This is a genomic window from Rhodococcus rhodnii NBRC 100604 (assembly GCF_001894925.1).
Taxonomy (GTDB): Bacteria; Actinomycetota; Actinomycetes; order Mycobacteriales; family Mycobacteriaceae; genus Rhodococcus_F; species Rhodococcus_F rhodnii.
Map to the genome: position 1 here is coordinate 13,648 of NZ_BCXD01000022.1, position 23,686 is coordinate 37,333.

The window sequence follows — 23,686 nt, forward strand, 5'->3', positions numbered from 1 at the left end:
GCTGCTTCGGCGAATTCCGGTGCGAGAGCGGGCGTTCGACGGCAGTTTCCGTGATGTTCGGGTGGTGGTCACCGCCGTTGGGACAACCATAGGATCGAGATCACACCTCGCGAACGCTCCCCGTTGGACAATTTCGGAGACGATCTGTCGCCTGCTCGGACAGTTGCGGGTAACGCTGCAGCGCGGCGAACCACAACTCGGCACGCGCGGTGGGATCGCTGAGCATCTTCCCCAGGAGTCGTTCGATACGACGGACCCGCGAGCGCAGCGTGTGACGGTGAACGCCGAGGAGATCCGACGCGGTCTCGACATGTCCGTTGAGGCCGAGCCACGCGATGAGCGTCCGGCACAGGTCGCCGGCGCGTTCGCCGTCCGCGACCTCGATCGGCGCGAAGATGCTCGCCGCGATGTCGCCGTCGTCGGCCGCCACGAGCAATGCGGAGTACGTGGGCCCGACCCGGCTGCCGACCTCGAGAACCCCCATGCTCGTCGCGGCCGCGGCCGTCGCTGCGCGATCGGCCTGCTTGAGCGCCTGCTCGGCGTCGCCGATCCCACGAGCGACCGCGATTCCCACGGAATGCCGGCTGGCATGCACGAGGGTCCGCTCGATCGCCTCCGCGTCGAGGTGCCGCTCGCTCATGAACATCGCGAGCCGGCTCTTGTACCGGGCGACCAGGACGTTGGATCGGTAGGCCTCGACGTCGCTACGGATCGCGTCGATCTCGGGTTTCGGAACGTGGATCACCGCGACGGCGATGCGCCCCGACGCAAGCGGCCCCCCGAACAGGACGGTCATCTGTTCGGGGGGCAGGAGGTGGTTGTCGAGGATCATCACGAGTGCGTCGAGCCGACGCCGCTCGGCGAGAGTACGGGTCGCTTCGAGCTCGAGTTCGAACCCCAGCACCTCGGCGGCGATCGCGCCGACGCGATCGCGTGGCCCCCTGTCGTCGGGCATCCCCCCGACGACGAGGGTCCCCAGGTGGCGGGACCTGCCGCCGAGCGGAAGCACCTCGATGCGCTCGCCGTTCGCGATGACCGAGGCACTGGCGAAGGTGCCGGAATCGCGAGTGCGGGCGAGCACGTCGGCGACATCGGCGAGCCGGTCGACCGCAGCGCGCGGTGCGACGGTACGGACCACGCCGACCGGAGAGAGCAGCGCGGCCCACCCGCCACCCTGCTCGGCCAGCGCCGCGACCAGAGCGTCCGCACCTCCTCGGAGCGCGGCCCTCGTGAGCGCCTCCCGGATCCGGTTGTCGCGGGCCTCCACCGCGTGGTCACGCTCGGCGATGACATCCGCTACCGCCTTGGTGACGGCGATGAACGGTGTCGGCGAGGCGATTTCGAGAAGCACGAGATCCCAGCGCCGGCACGCCTCGACGAGTTCGACCGGAACCTCGTCGTGGCTCGGACCCAGCCCGAACCCGATTCCGACCACTCCGACCTTCGCGAGTCGCTCGACGTACCCACCGAACTCGCGGCGTTCACGGAAGCGCATTCCGGTCGTCAGCAGGATCTCGCCACCGTTGAGGTACCTGGTCGGGTCCTCGTGCTCACTGGTAGCCACCCACGAGATCTCGGTGTCGAGACGCTCCTGCCCGACGATCACCCGAATGCCGAGACGCACATCCTCGACGACGCTTCGCAACGTTGAATCCACCACACAACCTCCAGTTTGTCCGGCGAGGATAACCAGAGACCGCGGAGTGTGCATTCCGGCGAATCGGACATCACAGTCGGAGTTGCTCGCTACTCGCCGGTAACTCGACGGCGGTGTGCTCCCCCAGTTCGGGGGGCGCACTGCGATACCGCACGGGCGTGTGCGACAACGAGATCGGGTTCGCCACCTGACGCACGCGCGCCGCGCCGACCTCGACGACCGGCTCGTTCCCGATCCGATCCGCGAACGCGATCGCCTCGGCGACGTCGTTGACCGGGCCGGCCGGGATTCCGCGCGCAGTGAGAACACCGAACCAGTGCTCGGCCGTGTTCGTGCGCAACGCCGCCTGAAGAAGCGGTGCGAGTTCGCCGCGATGCGCGACGCGGTCGGCATTCGTCCGGAAACGATCGTCGCCCGCCGATTCGCAGAGCCCGAGAACGTCGCACAGGGCGGCGAACTGACGGTCCGTGCCCACCGCCAGCGCGAGTGGGCGGTCCGCCGTGTCGAACAGCTCGTACGGAGCGATCGACGGATGTGCGTTGCCGGACGCCGTCGGGACCACCCCCGCTCCCAGGTACGCCGATCCCTGATTGACGAGTGAGGACAACAGCGTCGACAGCAGATCGACGTCGACCCGCTGCCCCTCGCCCGTGCGGTCACGATGCCGGATCGCTGCGAGAACTCCTGCCAGAGCGTGCATCCCGGTCAGCACGTCGACCAGCGCGACACCGACCTTCGTCGGCGTGTCCGGGTCCGGCCCGGTGATGCTCATCAATCCGCCCATTGCCTGCGCGAGCAGGTCGTAGCCGGGCAACTCCGCCCCGCCGGCGCGGCCGAAGCCCGTGATCGCGCAGTACACGAGACCGGGCCGCACGGTCGACAGGCGTTCGTACCCGAGCCCGAGCCGCTCCATGGTGCCCGCCCGGAAGTTCTCGACGACGATGTCGGCGCCGGCGACGATCCGCAGCGCCTCCTCGCGCCCAGAGGGATCCGCGAGGTCGAGCACGACCGAGCTCTTGTTCCGGTTCACCGCGGTGAAGTACGTCGCGGTGCCGGCCTCGTCGCGCGGCGGAGCCCACGCCCTGGTGTCGTCACCGACCCCTGGGCGCTCGATCTTCACGACGTGCGCACCCATGTCGGCGAGCATCATCGTCGCGTAGGGCCCCGCGAGCACCCGGCTGAAATCGGCGACGACGAGCCCGTCCAGTGCCCCCGCCGTCATGCCCGGAACGCCGCGTGTCCGGTGAGGGCCTTGCCGATCGACAGCAGGTGCATCTCGCTGGTGCCCTCGTACGTCAACACCGACTCGAGATTGTTGGCGTGGCGCAGTGCCGGGTACTCGAGGGTGATACCGCTCGCACCGAGCAGCGTCCGGCACTCCCGGACGATGCGCAGGGCTTCACGAACGTTGTTGAGCTTGCCGACGCTGATCTGCTCGGGCCGGATGGAACCCGAATCCTTCAGTCCTGCAAGGTGAAGAGCCAGCAACATGCCCTTGCCGAGTTCGACGGTCATGTTGGCGAGCTTCTCCTGCGTCAGCTGGAACGCAGCGAGCGGGCGATCGAACACCTCGCGGTGTTCGGTGTACTCGAGTGTCGCCTCGAGCGAGTCGCGGGCGGCGCCCAACGCACCGAACACGATCCCGAAACGTGCTTCGTTAAGGCACGAGAGCGGAGCGCCGAGACCGCGTGCCTCGGGCAGTTCCGCCGACGCCGGAAGCCGCACCCCGTCGAGCACGAGTTCCGAGGTCACGGACGCGCGCAGCGAAAGCTTCCGGGAGATAGCGGACGCCGAGAAACCCGGAGTGTCGGTCGGGACCACGAAACCCCGCACGCCCTCGTCGGTCTGGGCCCAGACGGTCGCGACATCCGCGAGACTGCCGTTGGTGATCCACATCTTCGAGCCGTCGAGCACCCAGTCGTCACCGACCCGCTTCGCACGGGTGCGCATTCCGCCCGGGTTCGATCCGAAGTCGGGCTCGGTGAGGCCGAAGCATCCGATGGCGTCGCCGGACGCGAGCCGCGGCAGCCACTCCTGCTTCTGCTCCTCGGACCCGAAGCGATGGATCGAGAACATCGACAGCGAACCCTGCACCGAGACGAAGGAACGGAGCCCGCTGTCGCCTGCCTCGAGCTCGAGGCAGGCCAGCCCGTAGCTCAGTGCGGTGGTGCCGGCACAGCCGTACCCGTCGAGATGCATCCCGAGCAGCCCGATCCTGCCGAACTCACGAGCGAGATCACGTGGCAGCGAACCCGATTCGAACCACTCTGCGATGTGCGGCCGCAGCGTCGTGTCGACGAACCGGCGAACCGTCGACGCGATGTCGCGCTCCTCCTCACCGAGGAGCGAATCGATGTCGAGCAGGCCGAGCGGGGTCCTGGTGGCGGCCGGTGATGCCAGTGTTGCAGTCATGGCGAGGCGTCTCTTTCTGTGATCAGGGAGCGACGGTGGCGAATGCACTGCGCAGCACCGCGAGCCCGTCGTCGAGCAGGTCGTCGGAGATCGACAGCGGGGGCAGGAACCGCAGGACGTTGCCGTAGGTCCCCGCTGTGAGTGTGAGCAGACCGTTGCGATGGCAGTACGCGTTCACCGCTGCGGTGACGGTGGGATTCGGCGTGGCGGTGCCCGGTTCGACGAGCTCGACCGCGATCATCGCGCCACGTCCACGGACATCACCGACGACATCGTGGGACGACGCGATCTCACCGAGCGCGAGGAGCATTCGGTCACCGATCTCACGAGCTCGGCCGAGAAGCCCCTCCTCGCGAATCGTCTCGAAGACGGCGAGGGCCGCTGCGCAGGCCACCGGATTACCGCTGTAGGTTCCGCCGATTCCGCCGGGAGGCGCGGCGTCCATGATGTCGGCCCGGCCCGTGACGGCGCCGATCGGCATACCGCCGCCGAGCCCCTTCGCGGTGACCAGCATGTCGGGTACGACGGATTCGTGCTCGCATGCGAACCACTCACCGGTGCGCCCGATTCCCGTCTGTACCTCGTCCGCGACGAACACGATTCCGCGGGCGGAGCAGAAGTCGCGCACGCGGGTGAGGAAGCCGGGCGGCGGAACGATGAAGCCACCCTCCCCCTGGATGGGTTCGAGTACGACGCACGCCACCGAGTCGGCGCCGATCTGCGCGTCGATCAGCAGTTCCAGCTGAGCGAGCGCTTCGTCGGCGGCGTTCGCCGGCCCACTCGGCCACCGGTACGGATACGGCATCGGCGCCCGGTACACCTCGGGCGCGAAGGGCCCGAACGCGTGCTTGTACGGGCGATTCTTCGCCGTCATCGTCATCGTCATCAGCGTGCGGCCGTGGAAGGCGTGATCGAACGTCACGACGGCGGAGCGGCCGGTGAAGGCCCGCGCGTACTTGATGGCGTTCTCCACCGCCTCACTGCCGGTGTTGAACAGCGCGGTGCGCTTCTCGTGGTCGCCGGGGGTGAGGGCGTTGAGTTCCTCGGCGACCGCGACGTATCCCTCGTACGGGGTCGCGAGAAAGCAGGTGTGGGTGAACGACCGCGCCTGTGCATCCATTCGCGCGACGACGCGGGGCGCCGCGTTGCCGACCGTCGTCACCGCGATGCCGCTGCCGAAGTCGATGAATCGGTTGCCGTCGACATCCTCGACGATCCCACCCGACGCCGCTCCGACGTAGACGTCCGCCCCGCTGAGCAGCCCCGCGGGTACGGCGCGCGAGCGTCTCGCGGCGAGGTCGCGCGAGCGTTCGCCCGGCAACTCGGTCGCGATGTGGCGGGACTGCGGGGGCGGCTCGCCCGCGTCCGGTCCGGTGGGTACCACCTGCACTGCCGGGGTCACCTGCACTGATGTCATGCGTCTCCTTCGCGGTTCGTAGGGCCGACTCTAGGAGTGCGCCACCCGACCGCGAACCCTCCGAAGTGGCCGATGACGGGGGCGATCTTGTACAGCACGGACGGTCGACGGACTGCGTCGTCTCCGTCCGCGACCTTCCGGTCCGGCGCACAGGTTAGGCTTTCCTCATTCGGAAGGAGTTTTTCTGTGCCCACCCCCATGACACGGCGACTCGCGGTGGCCGCCCTGGCCGCGACGACGGCGATCGCCCTCGCTGCCTGCTCGTCGGACGACGCCGACACCTCCGCGGCGCCGGGCGGCGACGGCTATCCCGTCACCATCGCCAACACCTTCGGTGAGACGACGATCGACGCGAAGCCCGAGACCATCACGACCCTCGGCTGGAACGCCGAGGACATCGTCTACGCGCTCGGCGAGACACCCGCGGCGATGCCGCGGCACAGCTACGGCGCCGAGGAGAACGGCGTCATGCCGTGGCTGCAGGATCGCTACGATCCGTCCGCGACGACCCTCCTCGACACCGAGAACTCGACTCCGGTCGAGGCGATCGCGGCCGTCGGCCCCGACGTGATCCTCGCACCCTACGAGGGCTTCGATCAGGACACCTACGACAAGCTCTCGGCGCTCGCCCCGACCGTCGCCTACCCCGGCGACGCGTGGCAGACGTCGTGGCAGGAGCAGACCGAGATCGTCGGCGAAGCGCTCGGCAAGTCCGACGAGGCAGCCGAACTCGTGCGGGGTCTGGACGACACGCTCGCCCGGACGGCTGCGGAACACCCCGAGTTCGAGGGCAGGACGATCTCCGTCATCGACGTCTCGCAGCCGGGCACCGTGAACGTCTACATGCCCACCGACGCCCGCGTCCAGCTGCTCACGTCGCTCGGGTTCACGCTCGCGCCCGGCGTGCAGGCGCTGGCCGACGCCGCCGAGGACAAGACGTTCTTCACGGAGATCTCGGCCGAGAACGTCTCCGACGTCGACGCCGACGTCGTGATCGCCTTTTCCACGACGGGTACCGACCCGACCACCAGCCCCGCCCTCGCGGGTCTCGGGGCCACCGAGCGCGGCGGACTCGTCCCCATGACCGACACGAAGATCGTTGCGGGCCTGAGCCAATCCAGTGTGCTCGCGACTCCCTGGGTGCTCGAACAGATCACGCCGATGCTCTCGGAGGCCGCGCAGCGCTGACCCGCTCGCAACCTCGCGAACCGACCCCGACGTCGCGCCTTCGGGCGTAGCGTGCCCGTCAGGCACCGACATCGGGGTCGGTTCGTACGTGCTGGAGGAATCATGTCGCAGAGCGTCGGTGGTTACGACAGCGCGTCACGCGCCGACATCGGCCACGCCGTCCTCTACGCCGCCGCGGCGGCGCTGGGCGGCTTCATGTTCGGCTACGACACCGCCGTCATCAACGGCGCCGTCGGCGCGATCCGGGATCACTTCGAGATCGGGGCCGGCGAAACGGGACTCGCGGTCTCGCTGACCCTGCTCGGCGCCGCACTCGGCGCCTGGACCGCGGGCCGCATCGCCGACCGCATCGGCCGAATCCGGGTCATGCGCATCGCCGCGATCCTCTTCGCGATCGGCTCGCTCGGTTCGGCCTTCCCGTTCAGCATCATCGACCTCACGTTCTGGCGATTCATCGGCGGCACCGCTGTTGGTCTCGCCTCCGTGATCTCTCCCGCCTACATCGCCGAGATCTCACCCGCCCGCATCCGTGGCCGGCTCGGTTCGATGTATCAGCTCGCGATCGTCCTCGGCATCGCCGTGTCCCAGCTCGTCAACTACGCACTCGCCTCGGCGGCGGGCGGCGCCGGCGAGAACCTGCTCGGCATCGACGCCTGGCAGTGGATGCTCGCGATCGCGGCGATCCCGTCGCTGCTCTATCTCGTTCTCACCGCGACGATCCCGGAGTCGCCACGCTTCCTCGTCGCGCAGGGCAAGCTCGACCGGGCGCGCAAGATCATCGCCGATCTCGAGGGGGGCGACGAGGCACGCGTGACGGCACGGATCGACGAGATCCGCGAGTCGCTCGGCGCCGAGCGTACCCAGGTCAGCGTGCGCGCGTTGTTCTCGAAGATCACCGGCGTCCGCGCGCTCGTGTTCATCGGCATCGGGCTCGCGATGCTGCAGCAGTTCGTCGGCATCAACGTGATCTTCTACTACTCGTCGACGCTGTGGCAGGCCGTCGGCTTCGGTGAAGACCGCTCGCTGTTCATCAGCGTCGTGTCCGCACTGGTCAGCATCGTCGGCACCTTCGTCGCGATCGCGATGATCGACCGCGTCGGACGAAAACCGCTCCTGCTCGTCGGCTCGCTCGGTATGACGATCTCGCTCGCGACCGCCGCCGTGTGCTTCCACTCCGCGGAGATCACCCGCAACGCCGACGGCGAGACCGTCGCGACGCTGAGCGGCGCGAACGGGACGATCGCCCTCATCGCCGCGAACGCGTTCGTGTTCTTCTTCGCCGCGTCGTGGGGCCCGGTCGTCTGGGTCCTCATCAGCGAGATCTTCCCGAACCGCGTGCGTGCCGCCGCGGTCGGCGTCGCGACGGCGTCGAACTGGATCGCGAACTTCGTCGTCTCCTCGACGTTCCCGTCGCTGTCCGAATGGAACCTCTCGACCACGTACGGCATCTACGCGCTCATGGCGCTCGCGTCGATCCTGTTCGTCGTGAAGGTGGTACCCGAACCGAAGGGGCGGACGCTCGAAGAGGACGGCTGAGCCTCAGGCTCCGACGGGGCCCGCGGTCCCCGCACCGCCGCTCGTCTCGGCGACCCAGTCTCCGATGCGACGTGCGATGTCGTCGGCGGTGAGCCCGAGCCGCGCGTGGATCCGGTCCCGCGAGGCGTGATCGAGGAACTGCTGCGGCACACCGAGTTCGCGAGTCGGGGTGCACACACCCGCGGCGCGCAGCGCCGACGAGACCGCCGACCCGGCACCGCCGTGCACCCCGCTGTCCTCGACCGTCACGACGAGCGACGCATCGGCAGCGAGCTTGACGACGGCCGCCGGAACCGGCAGCACCCACCGGGGGTCGACGACGACGGCGTCGATACCGCGAGACGCGAGCCGCTCGGCAGCACCGATCGCCGCCGACGCGAACGGGCCGACCGCGACGACGAGCACTGCACCGGCACGCTCGTTCGGGCTGTGCAGTACGTCGACGACGCCGTCGAGCCGCTCGATCGCGGGGATGTCGTCGCCGACGGTGCCCTTGGGGAACCGCAGCGCCGTCGGGCCGTCGCCGACCTCGAGCGCTTCACCGAGCTCTTCGCGCAGGCTCGCGGTGTCACGCGGCGCCGCGACCCGCATGCCGGGAACGATGCCGAGCAGCGAGAGATCCCACATCCCGTTGTGGCTCGCGCCGTCGCTGCCCGTGATGCCGGCGCGGTCCAGGACGAGGGTGACGGGAAGTTTCAGGAGCGCGACGTCCATGAGCAGTTGGTCGAACGCGCGATTGAGGAAGGTCGAGTACACCGCGACGACGGGGTGCATCCCGCCGAGCGCGAGACCCGCCGCGGACGTCACTGCGTGCTGCTCGGCGATACCGACGTCGAACATCCGGTCGGGATAGTGAGCGCCGAATTCGGCGAGCCCGGTCGGGCCCGCCATCGCTGCCGTGATCGCGACGACGTCCTCGCGCGTCCGGGCGCGGTCGATCAGTTCCGACGAGAACACGGACGTCCAGTCCGGGGCAGCAGCGGCGATCGACTTGCCGGTGATCGGATCGATCACACCGGTCGAATGCATCTGATCGGCTTCGTGGTTCTCGGCGGGCGCGTAGCCCATCCCCTTGCGCGTCACGGCGTGGACGATGACCGGTCCGCCGAACGCCTTCGCCCTGCGCAGCGCCGACTCGAGCGACGCGAGGTCGTGGCCGTCGACCGGACCGAAGTACTTGATACCGATGTCGGTGAACATCACCTGCGGGCTGACCGCGTCCTTGAGGCCTGTCTTCATCCCGTGCAGGACGGAGTAGGCCGCGCGGCCGACGAACGGCAGCTCGGTGATCATGCGGCGGCCGCGGTCGAGCGCACGCTCGTAGCCGGGCTGGAGCCGCAGCGACGCGAGGTGATCGGCGAGCCCGCCGATCGTGGGTGAGTACGAGCGGCCGTTGTCGTTGACGACGATCACGAGCGGACGATCGCTGCCCGCGGCGATGTTGTTGAGCGCTTCCCAGCACATGCCGCCGGTGAGGGCGCCGTCACCGACCACGGCGACGACGTGATCGGAGCGTCCCTGCAATGCGAACGCCTTCGCGAGACCGTCGGCGTACGACAGCGCCGCCGACGCGTGCGACGACTCGACCCAGTCGTGCTCGGATTCGGCCCGCGACGGGTAGCCCGACAGGCCGCCCTCCTTGCGCAGTCCGTCGAACTCGTCACGACGGCCCGTGAGGATCTTGTGGACGTAGGCCTGGTGCCCGGTGTCGAAGAGGATCGGCTCTCGCGGCGACTCGAACACGCGGTGAATCGCCATCGTGAGCTCGACGACTCCGAGATTCGGACCGAGATGACCACCGGTCGCGGACACCTTCTGGACCAGGAACTCACGGATCTCCGCCGCGAGCTCGACCATCTCGTCCGACGTGAGCCGGCGCAGGTCGTCAGGCGTCCCCACTCGACCGATGACACCCAACGAGATCGCTCCCTCCGTCACGGCATGCGGGCCACACCCGCGCACACTCCGATGCTGCCGCCTCGGCAGTTCCCCACAGTCTACGAGCAACCGGCGAGTGCGACACATCACGGCGACCACTCCGAGGTGAGCGCGTCGACCGCGGGGTGGGCGCCGAGATCGCCGCCGACGATCAGAACGGAAGGACGTGCCACGCGGCGAGGAGGAGCAGAACCCCCAGGCCCAGGTCGAGGACGAAACAGAACTCGGTGAGCGAACGCGGAACGACCCGGCCTCGGATCCAGTAGATCGCGTCCCACACCGCGTGCCCGATCGCCGCAGCCGCAGCGAGGTACACCGACACGAGCGGAGCGGCGAACATCGCCGCCAGCGCGAGGCACGTGAAGCCGGCGAAGGCCGCTGCCTGCAGGACGAACTCGCGTACGTCGATCCGTGATCGGCGCAGCAGCCCCACCACCGTGAATCCGGCGGCCGCGACGATCAGCACGAGGGTGGGATCGAGTCCCGCGACACCTGCGGCGACGACCGCGACCGACGCGAGGGCGACCATCGGCCAGCCACTACGCGGGGAGCCCACCGACGCGGCGGCGAGATAACACATCGCCGCGGTCACGATGATCATCGACGTGACGTGCGGATCGGGCTCGCCAGGCGATTTCACGAGGAGAACGACGAGGGCGACGAGTGAGGGCCACCGTGCGAGGAGGTACCAGAGGACGGGGTGCCCGGCATGGTGGCGTGCGGGCGTTGCCGTGCGGGAAGTCGTGGATGTCATGACTTCGAGTCTCGAGTCCGCCGCCGCTCGTCGACCCCGTGCATCTGCCGTGACCGGTCGTGCACCTGTCACGGCCGACCCGTGCGGATCGCGCGAGCCTTCCGGGATCTCCACTGCCGGGTCCCCCGGCTACAGCCAGCCGTTCTCGCGGGCCACGCGCACCGCGTCCGAGCGGCCGTCGGCCTCGAGCTTGCGTGCAGCCGTGCCGAGATGATTGCGGACGGTCCCCTGCGACAGTCCGAGCGTCCGCGCGATCTCCCGGATCGATGTCGTCCGCGCGGCCGCGCGCAGCACATCCGTCTCGCGCGGCGTCAACGGTGTCTCCGGGGCGGTGAGTGCCTCTGCCGCGAGGACCGGGTCGACGTAACGCTCGCCCGCATGCACTCGCCGCACGACCTCCGCGAGCGCGCTGCTGGGCGCACCCTTGGCGAGGAACCCTCGCGCACCCGATTCGAGCGCGGGCCGCAGCACGTGCGGACGACCGTGACCGGTGAGGATCACCCCGGCACATGACGGCAGCACACGGGCGAGTTCGGCGATCACACCGAGCCCGTCGAGCGACGGCATCTGGAGATCCACGACCGCGACGTCGGGCCGGTGCGCGAGTGCCGCGTCGATCGCATCGTGGCCGTTTCCCGCGGTCGCGACGACGACGAGATCGTCGCTGCGTTCGAGCAATCCCGTCAGGGCGTCGCGGATCATCGCGTCGTCGTCGGCGAGGAGAATCCTGATCTGCCCTGTCATTCCTCCTCCTTCCGAGCGGGCGACACATGAACCTCGAAGCCGCCGCTGGTGGCACGCCCGGCGGCCAGGTGCATCCCCACCTCGGCGCACCGGGCGGCGAGTGCTCCGAGCCCCGTTCCTCCGGAGTGCTCGGCATCGACCTGCCCGCCGTCGTCGGCGACCGTGAGGCTCGGGGCGTCGGCACCGCCGCCCACTCGGATCGTGACGTGGCGAGCGTCGCTGTGCCGGACCACGTTCGTCACCGCTTCCCGCAGCACCGCAGCGAGCAGTGCCGACACTCGCTGCGGCATCCGGTCGAGCAGGGCGGGTTCGGCGACGACGGTGACGCCCGTCCCCGCCGAGGCCAGGACGGCGCGCGCCGCGTCGATCCGGTCTCGCAGGTCTCCCGCGGTGTCCTGGTAGACGGCCCGCCGTGCTTCGGCGAGCGTCGACGCCGCCATCTCCCGGATCGTCGATCCGGCCTGCTCCGCGCGCGCCGGATCCGTCCGCACCAGGGCCTCCGCGAGTTCCGCTTCGAGCGCGATGACGCCGAGCCGATGCCCGAGGACGTCGTGGAGTTCGCGAGCGACCCGAAGCCGTTCGCGGGCGACCGCGAGTTCCGCGCGGGCGTCGCCACCCGCGTGTGCCGCCGCCAGCAACCGCAAGAGCCACACCGCGATCTCACCCGTCAGCCACACTCCGAGCGCACACCCGAGCGTCACGACGACCGCCGCGAGAGTGCCGCCACCGAACACGACCGCGCCGAGCGCCGCCGCGGCGGCGAGTACGCCCGCCGCGACCAGGCCGGCGACCCGATGCACCAGCGCACACGCCGCTGCCGCCGCACCGGCGAGCCAGGCCCACGGGTGACGGTCGTCGACCGCGGCGAGCGACACCGGAGCCCACGCCGCCGCCGTCGCGGCCAGCAGGGCACCGAGCGCCCACCACTCCGTACGCCGTCCGGCCGACGGAGCGGTGGCGAGCCACAGCACCACTGCCAGCGCGGCCGCGACCGGGGCGAGCACCGCACCGAGCGCGAGACCCGCCGCACCACCTCGCCACGCGAGTCCCGGCAGCACAGCGACGAACACCGACCCGACCACCACGACGAGAAAGACCCAGACGACGTGCTCGGGCCGGACGCCCGTGCCGGGAGCGTCTCGCCCCGTCCTTCGCTCGCCCACAACGCTCCTCTCCACCACCAGGAGAACTGCCGTCATCATGGCCGAGGGCTACCTCGTGCGCGGTGATTCCGCATTCACCGACACGCAGCGATGAGTTGTCGCCGTGGCATCGGTCTCCACCTCTCGTGGCGGGAAATCCACCCCGTCCGGCAGAAAAACGACTTGCCCGGCTCCACCGCGGTCGGCAAGGCTGAGAGCACACGGACGCCCGCACCTGCACGGCGCCGGTTTCTCTCACCCGCCGCCCGCCCGACGAAGGGATACCCCATGCACGCCGACGGCCTCGCCATCGAGACCCACGGCCTCGTCAAACGCTTCGGCGACACGCTCGCTGTCGACGGACTCGACATGTCCGTTCCGATGGGAGGCGTGTACGGCGTGCTCGGTCCCAACGGCGCGGGAAAGACCACGTCGATCCGGATGCTCGCGACATTGCTGCCCATCGACGGCGGTACCGCGCGCGTCCTCGGCCACGACGTCGCGAGCGATCCCGAGGCAGTCAGGAGCCGCGTCGCGCTGACGGGCCAGTTCGCCTCGCTCGACGAAGACCTCACCGGAGTGGAGAACCTCAACCTGCTCGGCAGGTTGTACGGGTACTCGCGCCGGTCGGCACGCAGCCGGACGGACGCGCTGCTGTCGGCGTTCGGGCTCGAGGATGCGGCGAACCGCCAGGTCAAGAACTATTCGGGCGGCATGCGCCGCCGGCTCGACATCGCCGCGTCGATCATCGTGACCCCCGAGCTGATCTTCCTCGACGAGCCCACGACCGGACTCGATCCCCGCAGCCGCAACCAGGTGTGGGACATCGTGCGCGCGCTCGTCGCCGGCGGAACGACGGTGCTGCTCACCACGCAGTACCTCGACGAGGCCGATCAGCTGGCCGATCGCATCGCGGTCATCGACCAGGGCCGCGTCATCGCCGAGGGCACCGCGGGCGAACTCAAGGCGTCCGTCGGCTCGGGCGCCCTCCACGTACGCGTGCGCGACGCCGCACATCGCGAGAACGCGATCACGATCGCGACGCGGGAACTCGGGGCCGAGGTCGTGCGCGAGGCCGATCCGTTCGCGTTCACCGTGCGCTCGGACGACGCGCCGCGCATCGCCTCGACCCTCACCGCGCTCGACGACGCAGGCATCGCGGTGGGCACCTTCGCCCTCGGCCAGCCGAGCCTCGACGAGGTGTTCCTCGCGCTGACGGGGCATCCCACCGAGGACTCCGCGCCCAGCACCACCGACCAGCACAGCACGAGTCTCGAGGAGAAGACGGCATGACGACGACCCCCGCCCCCACCCGGGACGCATCGGTATCCGCGGTCGCGGACGTCCTGCGCATGCCCGAACCGCGTCCCGCGCGCCCGTCCGCGCTCTCGACGTCGATGGCGTTCGGTCACCGCGCGCTGCTGAAGATCAAGCACGTCCCCGAGCAACTGTTCGACGTGACGATGTTCCCGATCATGTTCACGCTGATGTTCACGTTCCTGTTCGGCGGTGCGCTCGCGGGATCGACCGAGGCCTACGTCCAGTTCCTCATCCCGGGGATCCTGGTCCAGACCGTCGTCATGATCACGATGTACACGGGCCTGACGCTGAACAAGGACATCGAGAAGGGCGTCTTCGACCGCTTCCGGTCGTTGCCGATCTGGCGGCCGTCACCGCTGGTGGGAGCCCTCTTCGGCGACATCGTTCGCTACACGATCGCGTCGATCATCGTCATGATCCTCGGCCTCGTGCTCGGGTTCCGGCCCGAGGGCGGCCCGATCGCCGTTCTCGCGTCGATCGCCCTGCTGCTGCTGTTCTCGTTCAGCCTGTCGTGGGTGTGGACGATGTTCGCGATGCTCATGCGCACCGAGCAGGCGGTCATGGGCGCGTCGATGTTCATCCTGTTCCCGCTGACCTTCGCGAGCAACATCTTCGTCGATCCGGCGACGATGCCGAGCTGGCTGCGCGCATTCGTCGACGTCAACCCGATCAGCGCACTGGTCACCACGATCCGCGCGTTCTGCGCAGGCGAGTTCGACGGCGGCCAGCTCTCCGTCGTGCTGCTGTGGTGCGCGGGCTTCGTCGTGCTCTTCGGACCGCTCACGATGCGCCTGTACAACCGCAAGCACTGACCGGCCCGGCAGGGCTCACCGCACCAGCAGTGCCACGCATTCGACGTGGTGCGTGAGCGGGAACGCGTCGAACGCCCGGATGTGTTCGGCGCGGTACCCGTGCTCCGTGTACAGCGCGAGATCGCGGGCGAACGACGCGGGGTCGCACCCGATGTGCACGATTCGCTCGGGTGCGGCGTCCGCGACCGCGGCCACGACGGCCTTCCCCGCACCGGAGCGGGGCGGATCGAGGATCACGGCGGTCGGCTCCGGGGTGAGCGCGGCGAACGCGCCTTCGACACGTCCGGGGTGCAGCCGGATCTGTGCGAGATCCGCGAGCGCCAGGACTCCGAGGCGGTGCGCCTCGGGCGACGACTCCACCGAGTCGACCCGCCCGACCTCCCCCACCTGCGGCGCGACGGCGGCGGCGAACACCCCGACGCCGCCGTACAGATCCCACACGATGTCGCCGGGCGTCGGGGCCGCCCATTCCGCCACGAGCTGCGAGTAGGTCTGCGGTGCCGTGCGGTGCGCCTGCCAGAAGCCCGTCGGCGCGAGCGTCCATTCACGCGACCCGACGCGTTCGACCGCCTCGCCACTGCCCAGCACGACCCTCTCGTCACGGGGCCGGCTCTCCGCGGCGCGCCGGGCGGCGGCGCCTCGCCGGCCCCGATCGAACCGCGCGGTGCGGCTCAGCCGCGGCGGGGCGATCTCCACGACGTGACGAGCGTCGTCGGAGTCGAGCGCGATCGCGATCTCGGCACCCGGGCGCCACTGCCGCTCGCCGATCCCCTCGTACGCGCTCGCGAGCATCTGCGGGCAGCGCAGGTCGGCGACGATCTCGTTGCTGCGATACCGGCGGTGACCCGCCCGCCCCTGCTCGTCGACGCCGAGCCGCACCCGGCGGCGCCATCCCGTCGTTCCCAGGCCACCGGGCATCTCCTCGACGCCGATCTCGCGATCGTCGCGCGCGATTCGCGACAGCAGATCCGACACGACCCGGCTCTTCATGCTGCGCTGGAGTTCCGGTGTGGCATACGAGAAGTCGCAGCAGCCCGCGCCTCCCGGGCCCGAGATCGGGCACAGCGGATCGATCCGATCCGGCGACGCATCGAGGATCTCGGTCACCTCCGCTCGGCAGAACGAACCGCCGCGGTCCTCGTGCACGCGCACACGCACACGTTCGCCGGGCAGGCCGTGGCGCACGAACACGACCCGGCCCTCGTGCCGCCCGACGACGAAGCCGCCGTGGCCGGGACCGCCGAGGGTCGTCTCGAACTCGGCGCCGAGCCACGAACTGCCGGTCATCGACGCTCCTCGTCGGGTCGGTTCCGGCCCGTGCCGGATGGATCGAAGCCCCGGCGACTGGCGCCGGGGGTGCTGCGGGGATCGAGCGGTTTCGACTCCCGCGACGACTGCAGCTGCCACGGCACGCTCGTGACCATGACGCCGGGCTGGAACAGCAGCCGGCTCTTGAGCCGCAGCGCACTCTGATTGTGCAGCAACTGCTCCCACCAGTGCCCGACGACGTACTCGGGAATGAACACCGTCACGACGTCGCGGGGCGAGTTCCGTCGCACACGCTTGACGTAGTCGAGCACCGGCCGGGTGATCTCGCGGTACGGCGACTCGACGACCTTGAGCGGAACCCGGACGTCGCTCTCCTCCCACTGCCGCACGAGCGCGCGGGTGTCGGCGTCGTCGACGTTGACCGTGATCGCCTCGAGCGTGTCCGGCCGCGTCGCCCGCGCGTACGCGAGCGCGCGCAGCGTCGGCATGTGCAGCTTCGAGACGAGGACGATCGAGTGCGTGCGGCTCGGCAGCACGCCGTCCCACTCCTGGTTCTCGAGTTCGCGGGCGACGTTGTCGTAGTGCCGGCGAATGAGCTTCATGACGACGAACACCGACACCATCGCGACGATGGCGATCCACGCGCCCGCGGCGAACTTGGTGAGCAGAACGATCACGAGGACGGTCGCCGTCATCGCGAGCCCGGTCGCGTTGATCAGCCGCGAACGGTGCATCCGGCGGCGTGCGGTGGGGTCGCGCTCGTCGCCGAGCGCGCGCGTCCAGTGGCGGATCATGCCCGTCTGGCTCAGCACGAACGACACGAACACGCCGACGATGTAGAGCTGGATGAGGGCCGTCACCTCGGCACCGAACGCGACGACGAACGCCATCGCCGCGAGCGAGAGCGACAGGATGCCGTTGCTGAACGCGAGCCGGTCGCCGCGCGTGTGCAGCTGACGGGGCAGGTAGCGGTCCTGCGCGAGAACCGATCCCAGCACCGGGAAACCGTTGAACGCCGTGTTGGCCGCGAGCACGAGGATCAGGGCCGTGACGCCCGCGATGAAGTAGAACCCGGGCGAGAAGCCCGCGAAGACGGTCTCGGCGATCTGCGTGATGAGCGTCTTCTGCTGGTAGTTCTCGGGGGCGCCGACGAGTTGCGCGGCGGGATCGTGCGCGTACACGATGCCGATCTTCTGCGCGAGCACGATGATGCCCATGAGGAAGACGATCGCGAGCGCACCGAGCATGAGCAGCGTCGTCGCGGCATTGCGCGACTTGGGCTTCCGGAACGCCGGCACCCCGTTGCTGATCGCCTCGACACCGGTCAGCGCGGCACACCCCGACGAGAACGCCCGCGCGATGAGGAAGGCGAACGCGATGCCGTACAGATGCGAGTCCTCCGCGACGAGCTGGAACTCCGACGACGGCGCGCGCAGGTCCTCCCCGAAGACGTAGGTGCGCGTCAGCCCCCAGCCGAGCATGATCAGCATGCCGCCGATGAACGCGTACGTCGGGATCGCGAAGGCCGTCCCCGACTCGCGGATACCGCGCAGGTTGACGGCGGTGAGCAGCGCGATCGCCGCCACCGCGAACAACACCTTGTGCTCGGCGACAAACGGGATCGCCGAGCCGATGTTGGAGGCCGCCGCGGAGATCGAGACGGCGACGGTGAGAACGTAGTCGACGAGCAGCGCACTGCCGACCGTCAGGCCCGCGTTCGGCCCCAGGTTGACCGTCGCCACCTCGTAGTCGCCGCCGCCCGACGGGTACGCGTGGACGTTCTGCCGGTAGCTCGCGACGACGACGAACATGACCGCCGCGACGGCGAGTCCCACCCAGGGCGAGTACGCGTACGCCGAGATTCCCGCGATCGAGAGCACGAGGAAGATCTCCTCGGGCGCGTACGCGACGGAGGACATCGCATCGGACGCGAACACCGGGAGCGCGATGCGTTTGGGAAGCAGCGTGTGCCCGAGCGTGTCGCTCCGGAAGGGGCGGCCGAGCAGAAGCCGCTTCACGGCGGTCGAAACCTTTGGCACCGGCAAAGCGTAAGCCCGACCCGACCCCGCGTGGTCGGCAGGAGAGCACGTGTCCGAATCGCAACGATTGCGCAGATCACGGCCCCTCCAGCGTCGAACCGCGCGCACGATCGGGGTAGGTTCACCTCCCGTGCTCTCGAACCCCCACCGGAGGACAGCAACGTGTACGTCGTGATCATGGGGTGCGGCCGGGTGGGCGCCTCGCTCGCGGACGCACTCTCCCGCCTCGACCACGAGGTCGCGATCATCGATCGTGACCCCGAGGCGTTCCGGCGACTCGACCCCGCGTTCGGTGGCCGGACCGTCGTCGGAATGGGGTTCGATCGCGACATCCTCGTCGAGGCCGGGATCGAGCGGGCCGACGCGTTCGCCGCGATCTCCTCGGGCGACAACTCCAACATCATCTCGGCCCGTGTCGCACGCGAGACGTTCGGCGTCCAGCGCGTCGTAGCCCGCATCTACGACGCCAAGCGCGCCGCCGTCTACGAGCGCCTCGGCATCCCCACCGTCGCCACCGTCCCGTGGTCGACCGACCGCTTCCTCGGCAGCCTGACGCAGGACTCCGAGCTCGCGAAGTGGCGCGATCCGTCCGGGACCGTCGCCGTCACGGCACTCGCGCTCCACGAGGGCTGGGTCGGCCGGCCGCTCACCGAACTCGAACGCACGACCGGCGCCCGCGTCGCGTTCGTGATCCGGTTCGGCGAGGGCATCCTGCCCGGTCCCAGGACCGTCGTCCAGGCGGACGATCAGGTGTACGTCGCCGCCGTGTCCGGGACGGTCGCCGAGGCCGTCGCGCTCGCCGCCGCTCCCCCGCCCGAGGATCAGTGAGGTGCCGCAGATGAAGGTCGCGATCGCCGGAGCCGGAGCCGTCGGACGCTCGATCGCACGCGAACTCGTCCGCGGCGATCACGAGGTCATGCTCATCGAGCGCAAACTCGACCACGTCGAACCCGCCGCCATCCCCCAGGCGACATGGATCCACGGCGACGCGTGCGAGTTGAGCCTGCTCGAATCGGCCCGTCTCGAGTCGTACGACGTCGTCATCGCGGCGACCGGCGACGACAAGGCGAACCTCGTCCTGAGCCTGCTCGGCAAGACCGAGTTCGGGTTGGGGCGCGTCGTCGCCCGTGTCAACGATCCCCGCAACGAATGGCTCTTCGACGACGCGTGGGGCGTCGACGTCGCCGTCTCCACTCCCCGCATGCTCGCCTCGCTCGTCGAGGAAGCGGTGTCGGTCGGCGACCTCGTCCGGCTCATGACCTTCCGGCAGGGCGACGCGAATCTCGTCGAGATCACGCTGCCGGACACCACGCCCCTCGCGGGCAAGCCCGTGCGGCGTCTGCGGCTTCCCCGCGACACCGCGCTCGTCACGATCCTGCGCGGCGGACGCGTGATCGTCCCCGAACCCGACGACCCGTTCGAGGGCGGTGACGAACTACTCTTCGTCGCCAGCGCCGAGGTCGAGGACGAGTTGCGTGCCGTCGTGCGGCTCGGTCACCCGCCGGAGCCCGGCACCGACTGATCGCGCCGCGCGGGAGTGTCCGCGGGTGGCGGTTCGACGGCACGGTCGGCGCGGCGCACCGCCCACACCGTCACGAGCAGCACGATGCCCGTGAGCGGCCACCCCATCCCGATTCGCGCGACCGCGAGCCATCCGGTGCTGTCGGCGTCGTACAGCTGCGACTGGACGACATAGCGGGCACCGAACACCACCGCCCATGCGGCGGTCGCGATGTCGTACGCGCGGACGGCGCGCTTGTTCGATCGCCACAGATTCCTGCTGCCGTTGAGATAACCCCACACGACGCCGACGAGCGGCCACCGCACGAGGATCGACACGACGAACGCTCCGGCGTAAAGCAGCGACGTGTAGATGCCGAAGAGGAAGTACCCCTTCGCGTCGCCGACCCGCCACGCGATGAAGACCGAGATCCCGACGCCGATGAATCCCGAGATCGCGGGCTGGACGGACTCGCGCCGGACGACGCGCCACAGCAGGATCGCCGTCGCGAGGCCGAGCGCCGCCCAGATCGCCGCGGTGAGATTCCACACGGCGTTGGCGGGAACGAAGATCAGGATCGGCAGCGACGAGTACAGCAGACCGCCGAGGCCGCCCATCTGATCGAGGAGCGTGGGTTCACGCGACTCACCGGACGTGCCGGGGTCGTCGGGGCGACGGTGGGCCTCGGAGCGGTCTCGGGGTGTCTCGGTCACGTGATCGAGGGTGCCATACGCGGCGAGTCAGGAATCGTCGCGCAGCTCGTAGTAGGGATTGAACATGACCTTCCGGCCGTCCTTCTCGCCGATCCGGCCGCGCACGAGGACACGCTTGCCGGTCTCGATACCCGGGATCCGCCGACGGCCGATCCACACCAGCCGGACCTCGTCCGTGCCGTCGAAGAAATCGGCCTCGACGGCGGGATTGCCGTTCTTCGGAAGAGCCTCGACGCTACGCAGCCTGCCCAGCATCGTCACCTCGTCGCCGCGGCGGCAGTCGCACGCGTGGGTGGCGCCGGAGGTCTGCGATTCGAGAGCCAGCTCCTCGGCGTCGCGCTCCTGGACGTCCTCGGTGAGTCGGCGGGTGAGCCGGCGGAGATAGCCGGACGCGGCGGAAGCCATTTCTGCTCCTGAAGCGACATACGAGTCGCTCACGACGTGGGGAACTTCGGGTCCGTGTGGACTGATGCCACTCTAATCCTGCTGGGGCGCATCCACCACACCGGTGCGCGGCGCCGTCGGCGGGCAGGGCAGGATCGGCGGCATGGTCACGGCACTCGCACTTCCGGGCACCGGATCCGACGCCCTGTTCGCGTACCGCGCGTTCGCTCCCGCGATGCGCTCGCGCGGGGCCGCGGTCGTCTGCGCGAACCCGGGGCGAGGTGGTGTCGTCGCCGCTTATCGCACGGCGATCCGCGACGCGGTGCGCCGCGGACCCGTTCTGCTGTGCGGGATCTCGCTCGGCGCCGTCGTCGCCCTCGACTGGGCGCGCGAGCACCCCGAGAACGTGCGTGGCGTCCTGGCAGCGCTGCCCCCGTGGACCGGGGACCCGGACGGCACTCCCGCCGCGGCCAGTGCGCGGCACACCGCCGCCGCACTGCGCACCGAGGGGCTCGGCGCCGTGTCCGCGGCGATGGCGGCGTCCAGCCCCGCGTGGCTCGCCGCGACGCTCACGCGGTCGTGGCGCTCGCAGTGGCCCGCACTGCCGGACCTGCTCGACGAGGCCGCCACCACGCGTGCTCCCGGCGCCGACGAGCTCGCCGCGCTCACGGTGCCCGTCGCCGTCGCGGCGGCGACGGACGATCCTGTGCATCCCTACGCGGTCGCACGCCGGTGGCTCGCGGCGCTTCCGACCGCGGCGGCCGAGTACGTCACGCTCGACGACGTCGGCGCCGATCCGTCGGTCCTGGGATACGCCGCTGCCGCGGCGCTCGACCGCATCACACCGCGCCGCAGGTGACGCCCGGCGCCGGTGGCGGTACCGCGGGCGACCGAACTTCTCAGTAGCCGAGCTGCTCAGTAGCCGAGCTGCTGCATCGCCGAACCCGAGTCCCCGCGCCGCGGCGGACGAGGCTGCTGCGCAGGCGGCTGGGGCTGCTGCACCTGCGGCTGCTGGGCCTGTGGGGGCTGCTGCTGGGGCACCGGGCTGCCCTGCGGCTGCTGCCCGCCCGCGAGGTGGCGCGGAGCGCCCTGCCCGGTTGCGGGCGCCTGTGCGGTCTGCTGCTGCTGTGCCGCGCGTGCCTGCTGGTCCGCCATCTGCTGCTGATGGGCCGTCGCGAGCTGATCGGCGAGCGCCTTGGGCAACACGACGGGAAGCGGCGTGCGCACGGGGTGCGGTTCCGTCCCGCGCCGCACGACCGTCTCGCGGAGCACGCCGCGCGCGAGGGTCGCGAGCTGCGAGTCCGCCGCATTCGCCCCGGCCGGACCCGCGGCGACGACGCGAACCATCCAGCGATAGCCGTCGGCACCGATGAAGCGCAGATCCCCGCCCTGAGTGGTGGCGAAGACCTCACGGCCCCACGGGCCCGTCTCGACGCTCACGGAGGCCTTGTCGGCGCGCAGCGAGTCCGCGAGCTCGCCCGCGACCTCGCGCCACTGCCCCGGCGACTTGGGTGCCGCGTACGCGGCGACCGTGATCCGCCCGTGCGGAGTGGCGATGTGCACCGCCTGCGGCGCGCCGGCCTGGGTCATCTCGACCTGCACCTGCGCGCCGTCGGGCATCGGCACGAGCACCGACCCGAGATCGAGTCGCCCGGCCGCGGGATCGACGTCCTCGGGAATGTCCTCGACGTCGTAGGGGCCGCCGTCCTGCGGCTGCGCGTCGTCCGCGGAGAGCGCCTCGGTGCCGGCGTCACCGGCGGCGGAGGCCTCCGCCGCATCGTTCTTCTTTCGGCGTCCGAACATCGGTCACGCTCCTTCGGTGTCGGTTCGAGTGTCGTCCAGCGGCGCGGCCGCGTGCAATCCGGCGTGCCCGCCGCTCGATCCGTATCCGCCGGCGCCGCGGCTCGTCTCGTCCAGCTCCGCGACCTCGACGAAATCGACGAGCTCGACCCGCTGCACGACGAGTTGCGCGATGCGGTCGCCCCGCTCGATGACGATCGGCGTCTCCGGATCGAGATTGATCAGGCACACCTTGATCTCGCCGCGGTATCCCGCATCCACGGTCCCCGGGGTGTTGACGATCGACAACCCCGTGCGTGCGGCCAGCCCCGATCGCGGGTGGATCAGCCCCACGGTGCCGAACGGCAGCGCGACCGCGACACCGGTGCCCACCATCACGCGGCGGCCGGGTTCGATCGTCACCGAGACGGTGGCGTGCAGGTCGACGCCCGCGTCGCCCGGATGGGCTCGGCACGGGAGCGGAAGGCCGGGATCGAGCCTCGTGAGCGCTATCGGGGGCTGCGTCGAGGCGGGCGGTGCAGGGAGGTCCGTCACGTGGATCGAGACTACTCGCAGCCACCCCCTATCCTGGATTCGTGCCCGACACACCTTCGCGCCCGAACCGGTCCGCTTCCTCGACCGCGACACCGTCGCCGCTCCGCTACTCCGAGCGCCTGTGGGTGCCGGTGCTGTGGTGGCTCGCCGGTCTCGGCATCGCGGGTCTGCTCGCGGCCGAGGTGCACATGGGCGCGCCCGGTCTCCGCGCCTGGCTGCCGTACGTTCTGCTGCTCCCGATTCCGGTCGCCGTCCTGATCTGGATGGGCCGCTCGCGCGTCGAGGTCCGCGACGGCGACGACGGCGCGCCATGGCTCCACGTCGGCGACGCGACGCTCCCGGCCTCGGTGATCTCCCGGGCCGCCGTCGTCCCCGCGAGCGCGAAGAGCGCCGCACTCGGACGCCAGCTCGATCCGGCCGCGTACGTCCAGCACCGGGTCTGGGTGCGCCCGATGGTGCTCGTCGTCCTCGACGACCCCGAGGATCCGACGCCCTACTGGCTGTTCAGCTCGCGTCACCCCGATCG

At 70.0% G+C, this 23,686-nt stretch carries 22 protein-coding genes; 8 read left to right on the forward strand and 14 right to left on the reverse strand.

Going from position 1 to position 23,686, the window contains the following annotated elements; translation table 11 throughout:
* Positions 1–100 precede the first annotated feature (100 nt).
* The 4 genes from RR1_RS15950 to gabT all read right to left on the reverse strand — a co-directional run bounded on the left by RR1_RS15950 (position 101) and on the right by gabT (position 5,486).
* A complete protein-coding gene (locus RR1_RS15950; RefSeq protein ID WP_169847054.1) occupies positions 101–1,657 on the reverse strand; it encodes a PucR family transcriptional regulator in 1,557 nt (518 codons plus the stop codon).
* Between the two features lie 70 nt (positions 1,658–1,727).
* Positions 1,728–2,879, reverse strand: a complete 1,152-nt coding sequence (locus RR1_RS15955; RefSeq protein WP_010839888.1) for a CaiB/BaiF CoA transferase family protein — start codon at positions 2,877–2,879, stop codon at positions 1,728–1,730.
* Complete coding sequence (locus tag RR1_RS15960; protein ID WP_010839889.1) at positions 2,876–4,069, reverse strand: acyl-CoA dehydrogenase family protein; 1,194 nt, start codon at positions 4,067–4,069, stop codon at positions 2,876–2,878. The genes RR1_RS15955 and RR1_RS15960 overlap by 4 nt, the downstream gene beginning before the upstream one ends.
* A gap of 22 nt (positions 4,070–4,091) precedes the next feature.
* Complete coding sequence (gene gabT, locus RR1_RS15965; protein WP_040775002.1) at positions 4,092–5,486, reverse strand: 4-aminobutyrate--2-oxoglutarate transaminase; 1,395 nt, start codon at positions 5,484–5,486, stop codon at positions 4,092–4,094.
* A gap of 186 nt (positions 5,487–5,672) precedes the next feature.
* Here gabT and RR1_RS15970 point away from each other — a divergent pair, with 186 nt between their 5' ends.
* Together RR1_RS15970 and RR1_RS15975 are read left to right on the forward strand one after the other, a co-directional pair.
* Positions 5,673–6,674, forward strand: a complete 1,002-nt coding sequence (locus RR1_RS15970; RefSeq protein WP_238559079.1) for an iron-siderophore ABC transporter substrate-binding protein — start codon at positions 5,673–5,675, stop codon at positions 6,672–6,674.
* Between the two features lie 102 nt (positions 6,675–6,776).
* The gene (locus tag RR1_RS15975; protein ID WP_072713652.1) at positions 6,777–8,210 is read left to right on the forward strand and encodes a sugar porter family MFS transporter; all 1,434 of its coding nucleotides are present in this window, start codon (positions 6,777–6,779) and stop codon (positions 8,208–8,210) included.
* A gap of 3 nt (positions 8,211–8,213) precedes the next feature.
* On the opposite strand, the gene dxs is transcribed toward RR1_RS15975, so the two are convergent.
* From dxs to RR1_RS15995, 4 genes are all read right to left on the reverse strand, one after another.
* Complete coding sequence (gene dxs / locus RR1_RS15980) at positions 8,214–10,127, reverse strand: 1-deoxy-D-xylulose-5-phosphate synthase (RefSeq protein WP_071990779.1); 1,914 nt, start codon at positions 10,125–10,127, stop codon at positions 8,214–8,216.
* A gap of 172 nt (positions 10,128–10,299) precedes the next feature.
* The gene (locus RR1_RS15985; RefSeq protein WP_010836456.1) at positions 10,300–10,902 is read right to left on the reverse strand and encodes a hypothetical protein; all 603 of its coding nucleotides are present in this window, start codon (positions 10,900–10,902) and stop codon (positions 10,300–10,302) included.
* Between the two features lie 129 nt (positions 10,903–11,031).
* Entirely contained in the window at positions 11,032–11,646 is a 615-nt protein-coding gene (locus tag RR1_RS15990) for a response regulator transcription factor (RefSeq protein WP_010836457.1), read from the reverse strand.
* Positions 11,643–12,848: a sensor histidine kinase gene (locus RR1_RS15995; RefSeq protein WP_143153870.1), complete on the reverse strand. Its 1,206-nt coding sequence runs from the start codon at positions 12,846–12,848 to the stop codon at positions 11,643–11,645. Before RR1_RS15995 ends, RR1_RS15990 begins: the two co-directional genes overlap by 4 nt.
* Positions 12,849–13,076: 228 nt before the next feature.
* Here RR1_RS15995 and RR1_RS16000 point away from each other — a divergent pair, with 228 nt between their 5' ends.
* The gene (locus tag RR1_RS16000) at positions 13,077–14,081 is read left to right on the forward strand and encodes a daunorubicin resistance protein DrrA family ABC transporter ATP-binding protein (protein ID WP_010836460.1); all 1,005 of its coding nucleotides are present in this window, start codon (positions 13,077–13,079) and stop codon (positions 14,079–14,081) included.
* Positions 14,078–14,920, forward strand: a complete 843-nt coding sequence (locus RR1_RS16005; RefSeq protein ID WP_010836461.1) for an ABC transporter permease — start codon at positions 14,078–14,080, stop codon at positions 14,918–14,920. Before RR1_RS16000 ends, RR1_RS16005 begins: the two co-directional genes overlap by 4 nt.
* 15 nt (positions 14,921–14,935) lie before the next feature.
* Here RR1_RS16005 and RR1_RS16010 read toward each other — a convergent pair whose 3' ends face one another.
* Together RR1_RS16010 and RR1_RS16015 are read right to left on the reverse strand one after the other, a co-directional pair.
* Positions 14,936–16,207, reverse strand: a complete 1,272-nt coding sequence (locus RR1_RS16010; protein ID WP_010836462.1) for a class I SAM-dependent RNA methyltransferase — start codon at positions 16,205–16,207, stop codon at positions 14,936–14,938.
* On the reverse strand, positions 16,204–18,228 hold the full coding sequence (locus RR1_RS16015) for an APC family permease (protein ID WP_040772097.1): 2,025 nt from the start codon (positions 18,226–18,228) through the stop codon (positions 16,204–16,206). The genes RR1_RS16010 and RR1_RS16015 overlap by 4 nt, the downstream gene beginning before the upstream one ends.
* Before the next feature lie 162 nt (positions 18,229–18,390).
* Here RR1_RS16015 and RR1_RS16020 point away from each other — a divergent pair, with 162 nt between their 5' ends.
* Together RR1_RS16020 and RR1_RS16025 are read left to right on the forward strand one after the other, a co-directional pair.
* Positions 18,391–19,056 carry a potassium channel family protein gene (locus RR1_RS16020; RefSeq protein WP_010836464.1) on the forward strand — a complete coding sequence of 222 codons (666 nt, stop codon included), beginning with the start codon at positions 18,391–18,393 and terminating at the stop codon, positions 19,054–19,056.
* 10 nt (positions 19,057–19,066) lie between these two features.
* Entirely contained in the window at positions 19,067–19,750 is a 684-nt protein-coding gene (locus RR1_RS16025) for a potassium channel family protein (protein ID WP_040772105.1), read from the forward strand.
* Here RR1_RS16025 and RR1_RS16030 read toward each other — a convergent pair.
* Positions 19,723–20,346 carry a DUF3159 domain-containing protein gene (locus RR1_RS16030; protein WP_051111006.1) on the reverse strand — a complete coding sequence of 208 codons (624 nt, stop codon included), beginning with the start codon at positions 20,344–20,346 and terminating at the stop codon, positions 19,723–19,725. The genes RR1_RS16025 and RR1_RS16030 overlap by 28 nt on opposite strands.
* A gap of 123 nt (positions 20,347–20,469) precedes the next feature.
* Positions 20,470–20,847: an OB-fold nucleic acid binding domain-containing protein gene (locus RR1_RS16035; protein ID WP_040772098.1), complete on the reverse strand. Its 378-nt coding sequence runs from the start codon at positions 20,845–20,847 to the stop codon at positions 20,470–20,472.
* Positions 20,848–20,989: 142 nt separating this feature from the next.
* Between RR1_RS16035 and RR1_RS16040 the strand changes: the two genes are divergently transcribed.
* On the forward strand, positions 20,990–21,685 hold the full coding sequence (locus tag RR1_RS16040) for an alpha/beta fold hydrolase (protein ID WP_040772099.1): 696 nt from the start codon (positions 20,990–20,992) through the stop codon (positions 21,683–21,685).
* Positions 21,686–21,741: 56 nt separating this feature from the next.
* Here RR1_RS16040 and RR1_RS16045 read toward each other — a convergent pair whose 3' ends face one another.
* Positions 21,742–22,629, reverse strand: coding sequence for a DUF3710 domain-containing protein (locus RR1_RS16045; RefSeq protein ID WP_010836469.1), 888 nt, complete (start codon positions 22,627–22,629; stop codon positions 21,742–21,744).
* 3 nt (positions 22,630–22,632) lie between these two features.
* Positions 22,633–23,166, reverse strand: a complete 534-nt coding sequence (dut, locus tag RR1_RS16050; RefSeq protein WP_051111007.1) for a dUTP diphosphatase — start codon at positions 23,164–23,166, stop codon at positions 22,633–22,635.
* 35 nt (positions 23,167–23,201) lie between these two features.
* Here dut and RR1_RS16055 point away from each other — a divergent pair.
* The coding region (locus RR1_RS16055; protein ID WP_072713653.1) for a DUF3093 domain-containing protein at positions 23,202–23,686 on the forward strand (485 nt) is incomplete at its 3' end.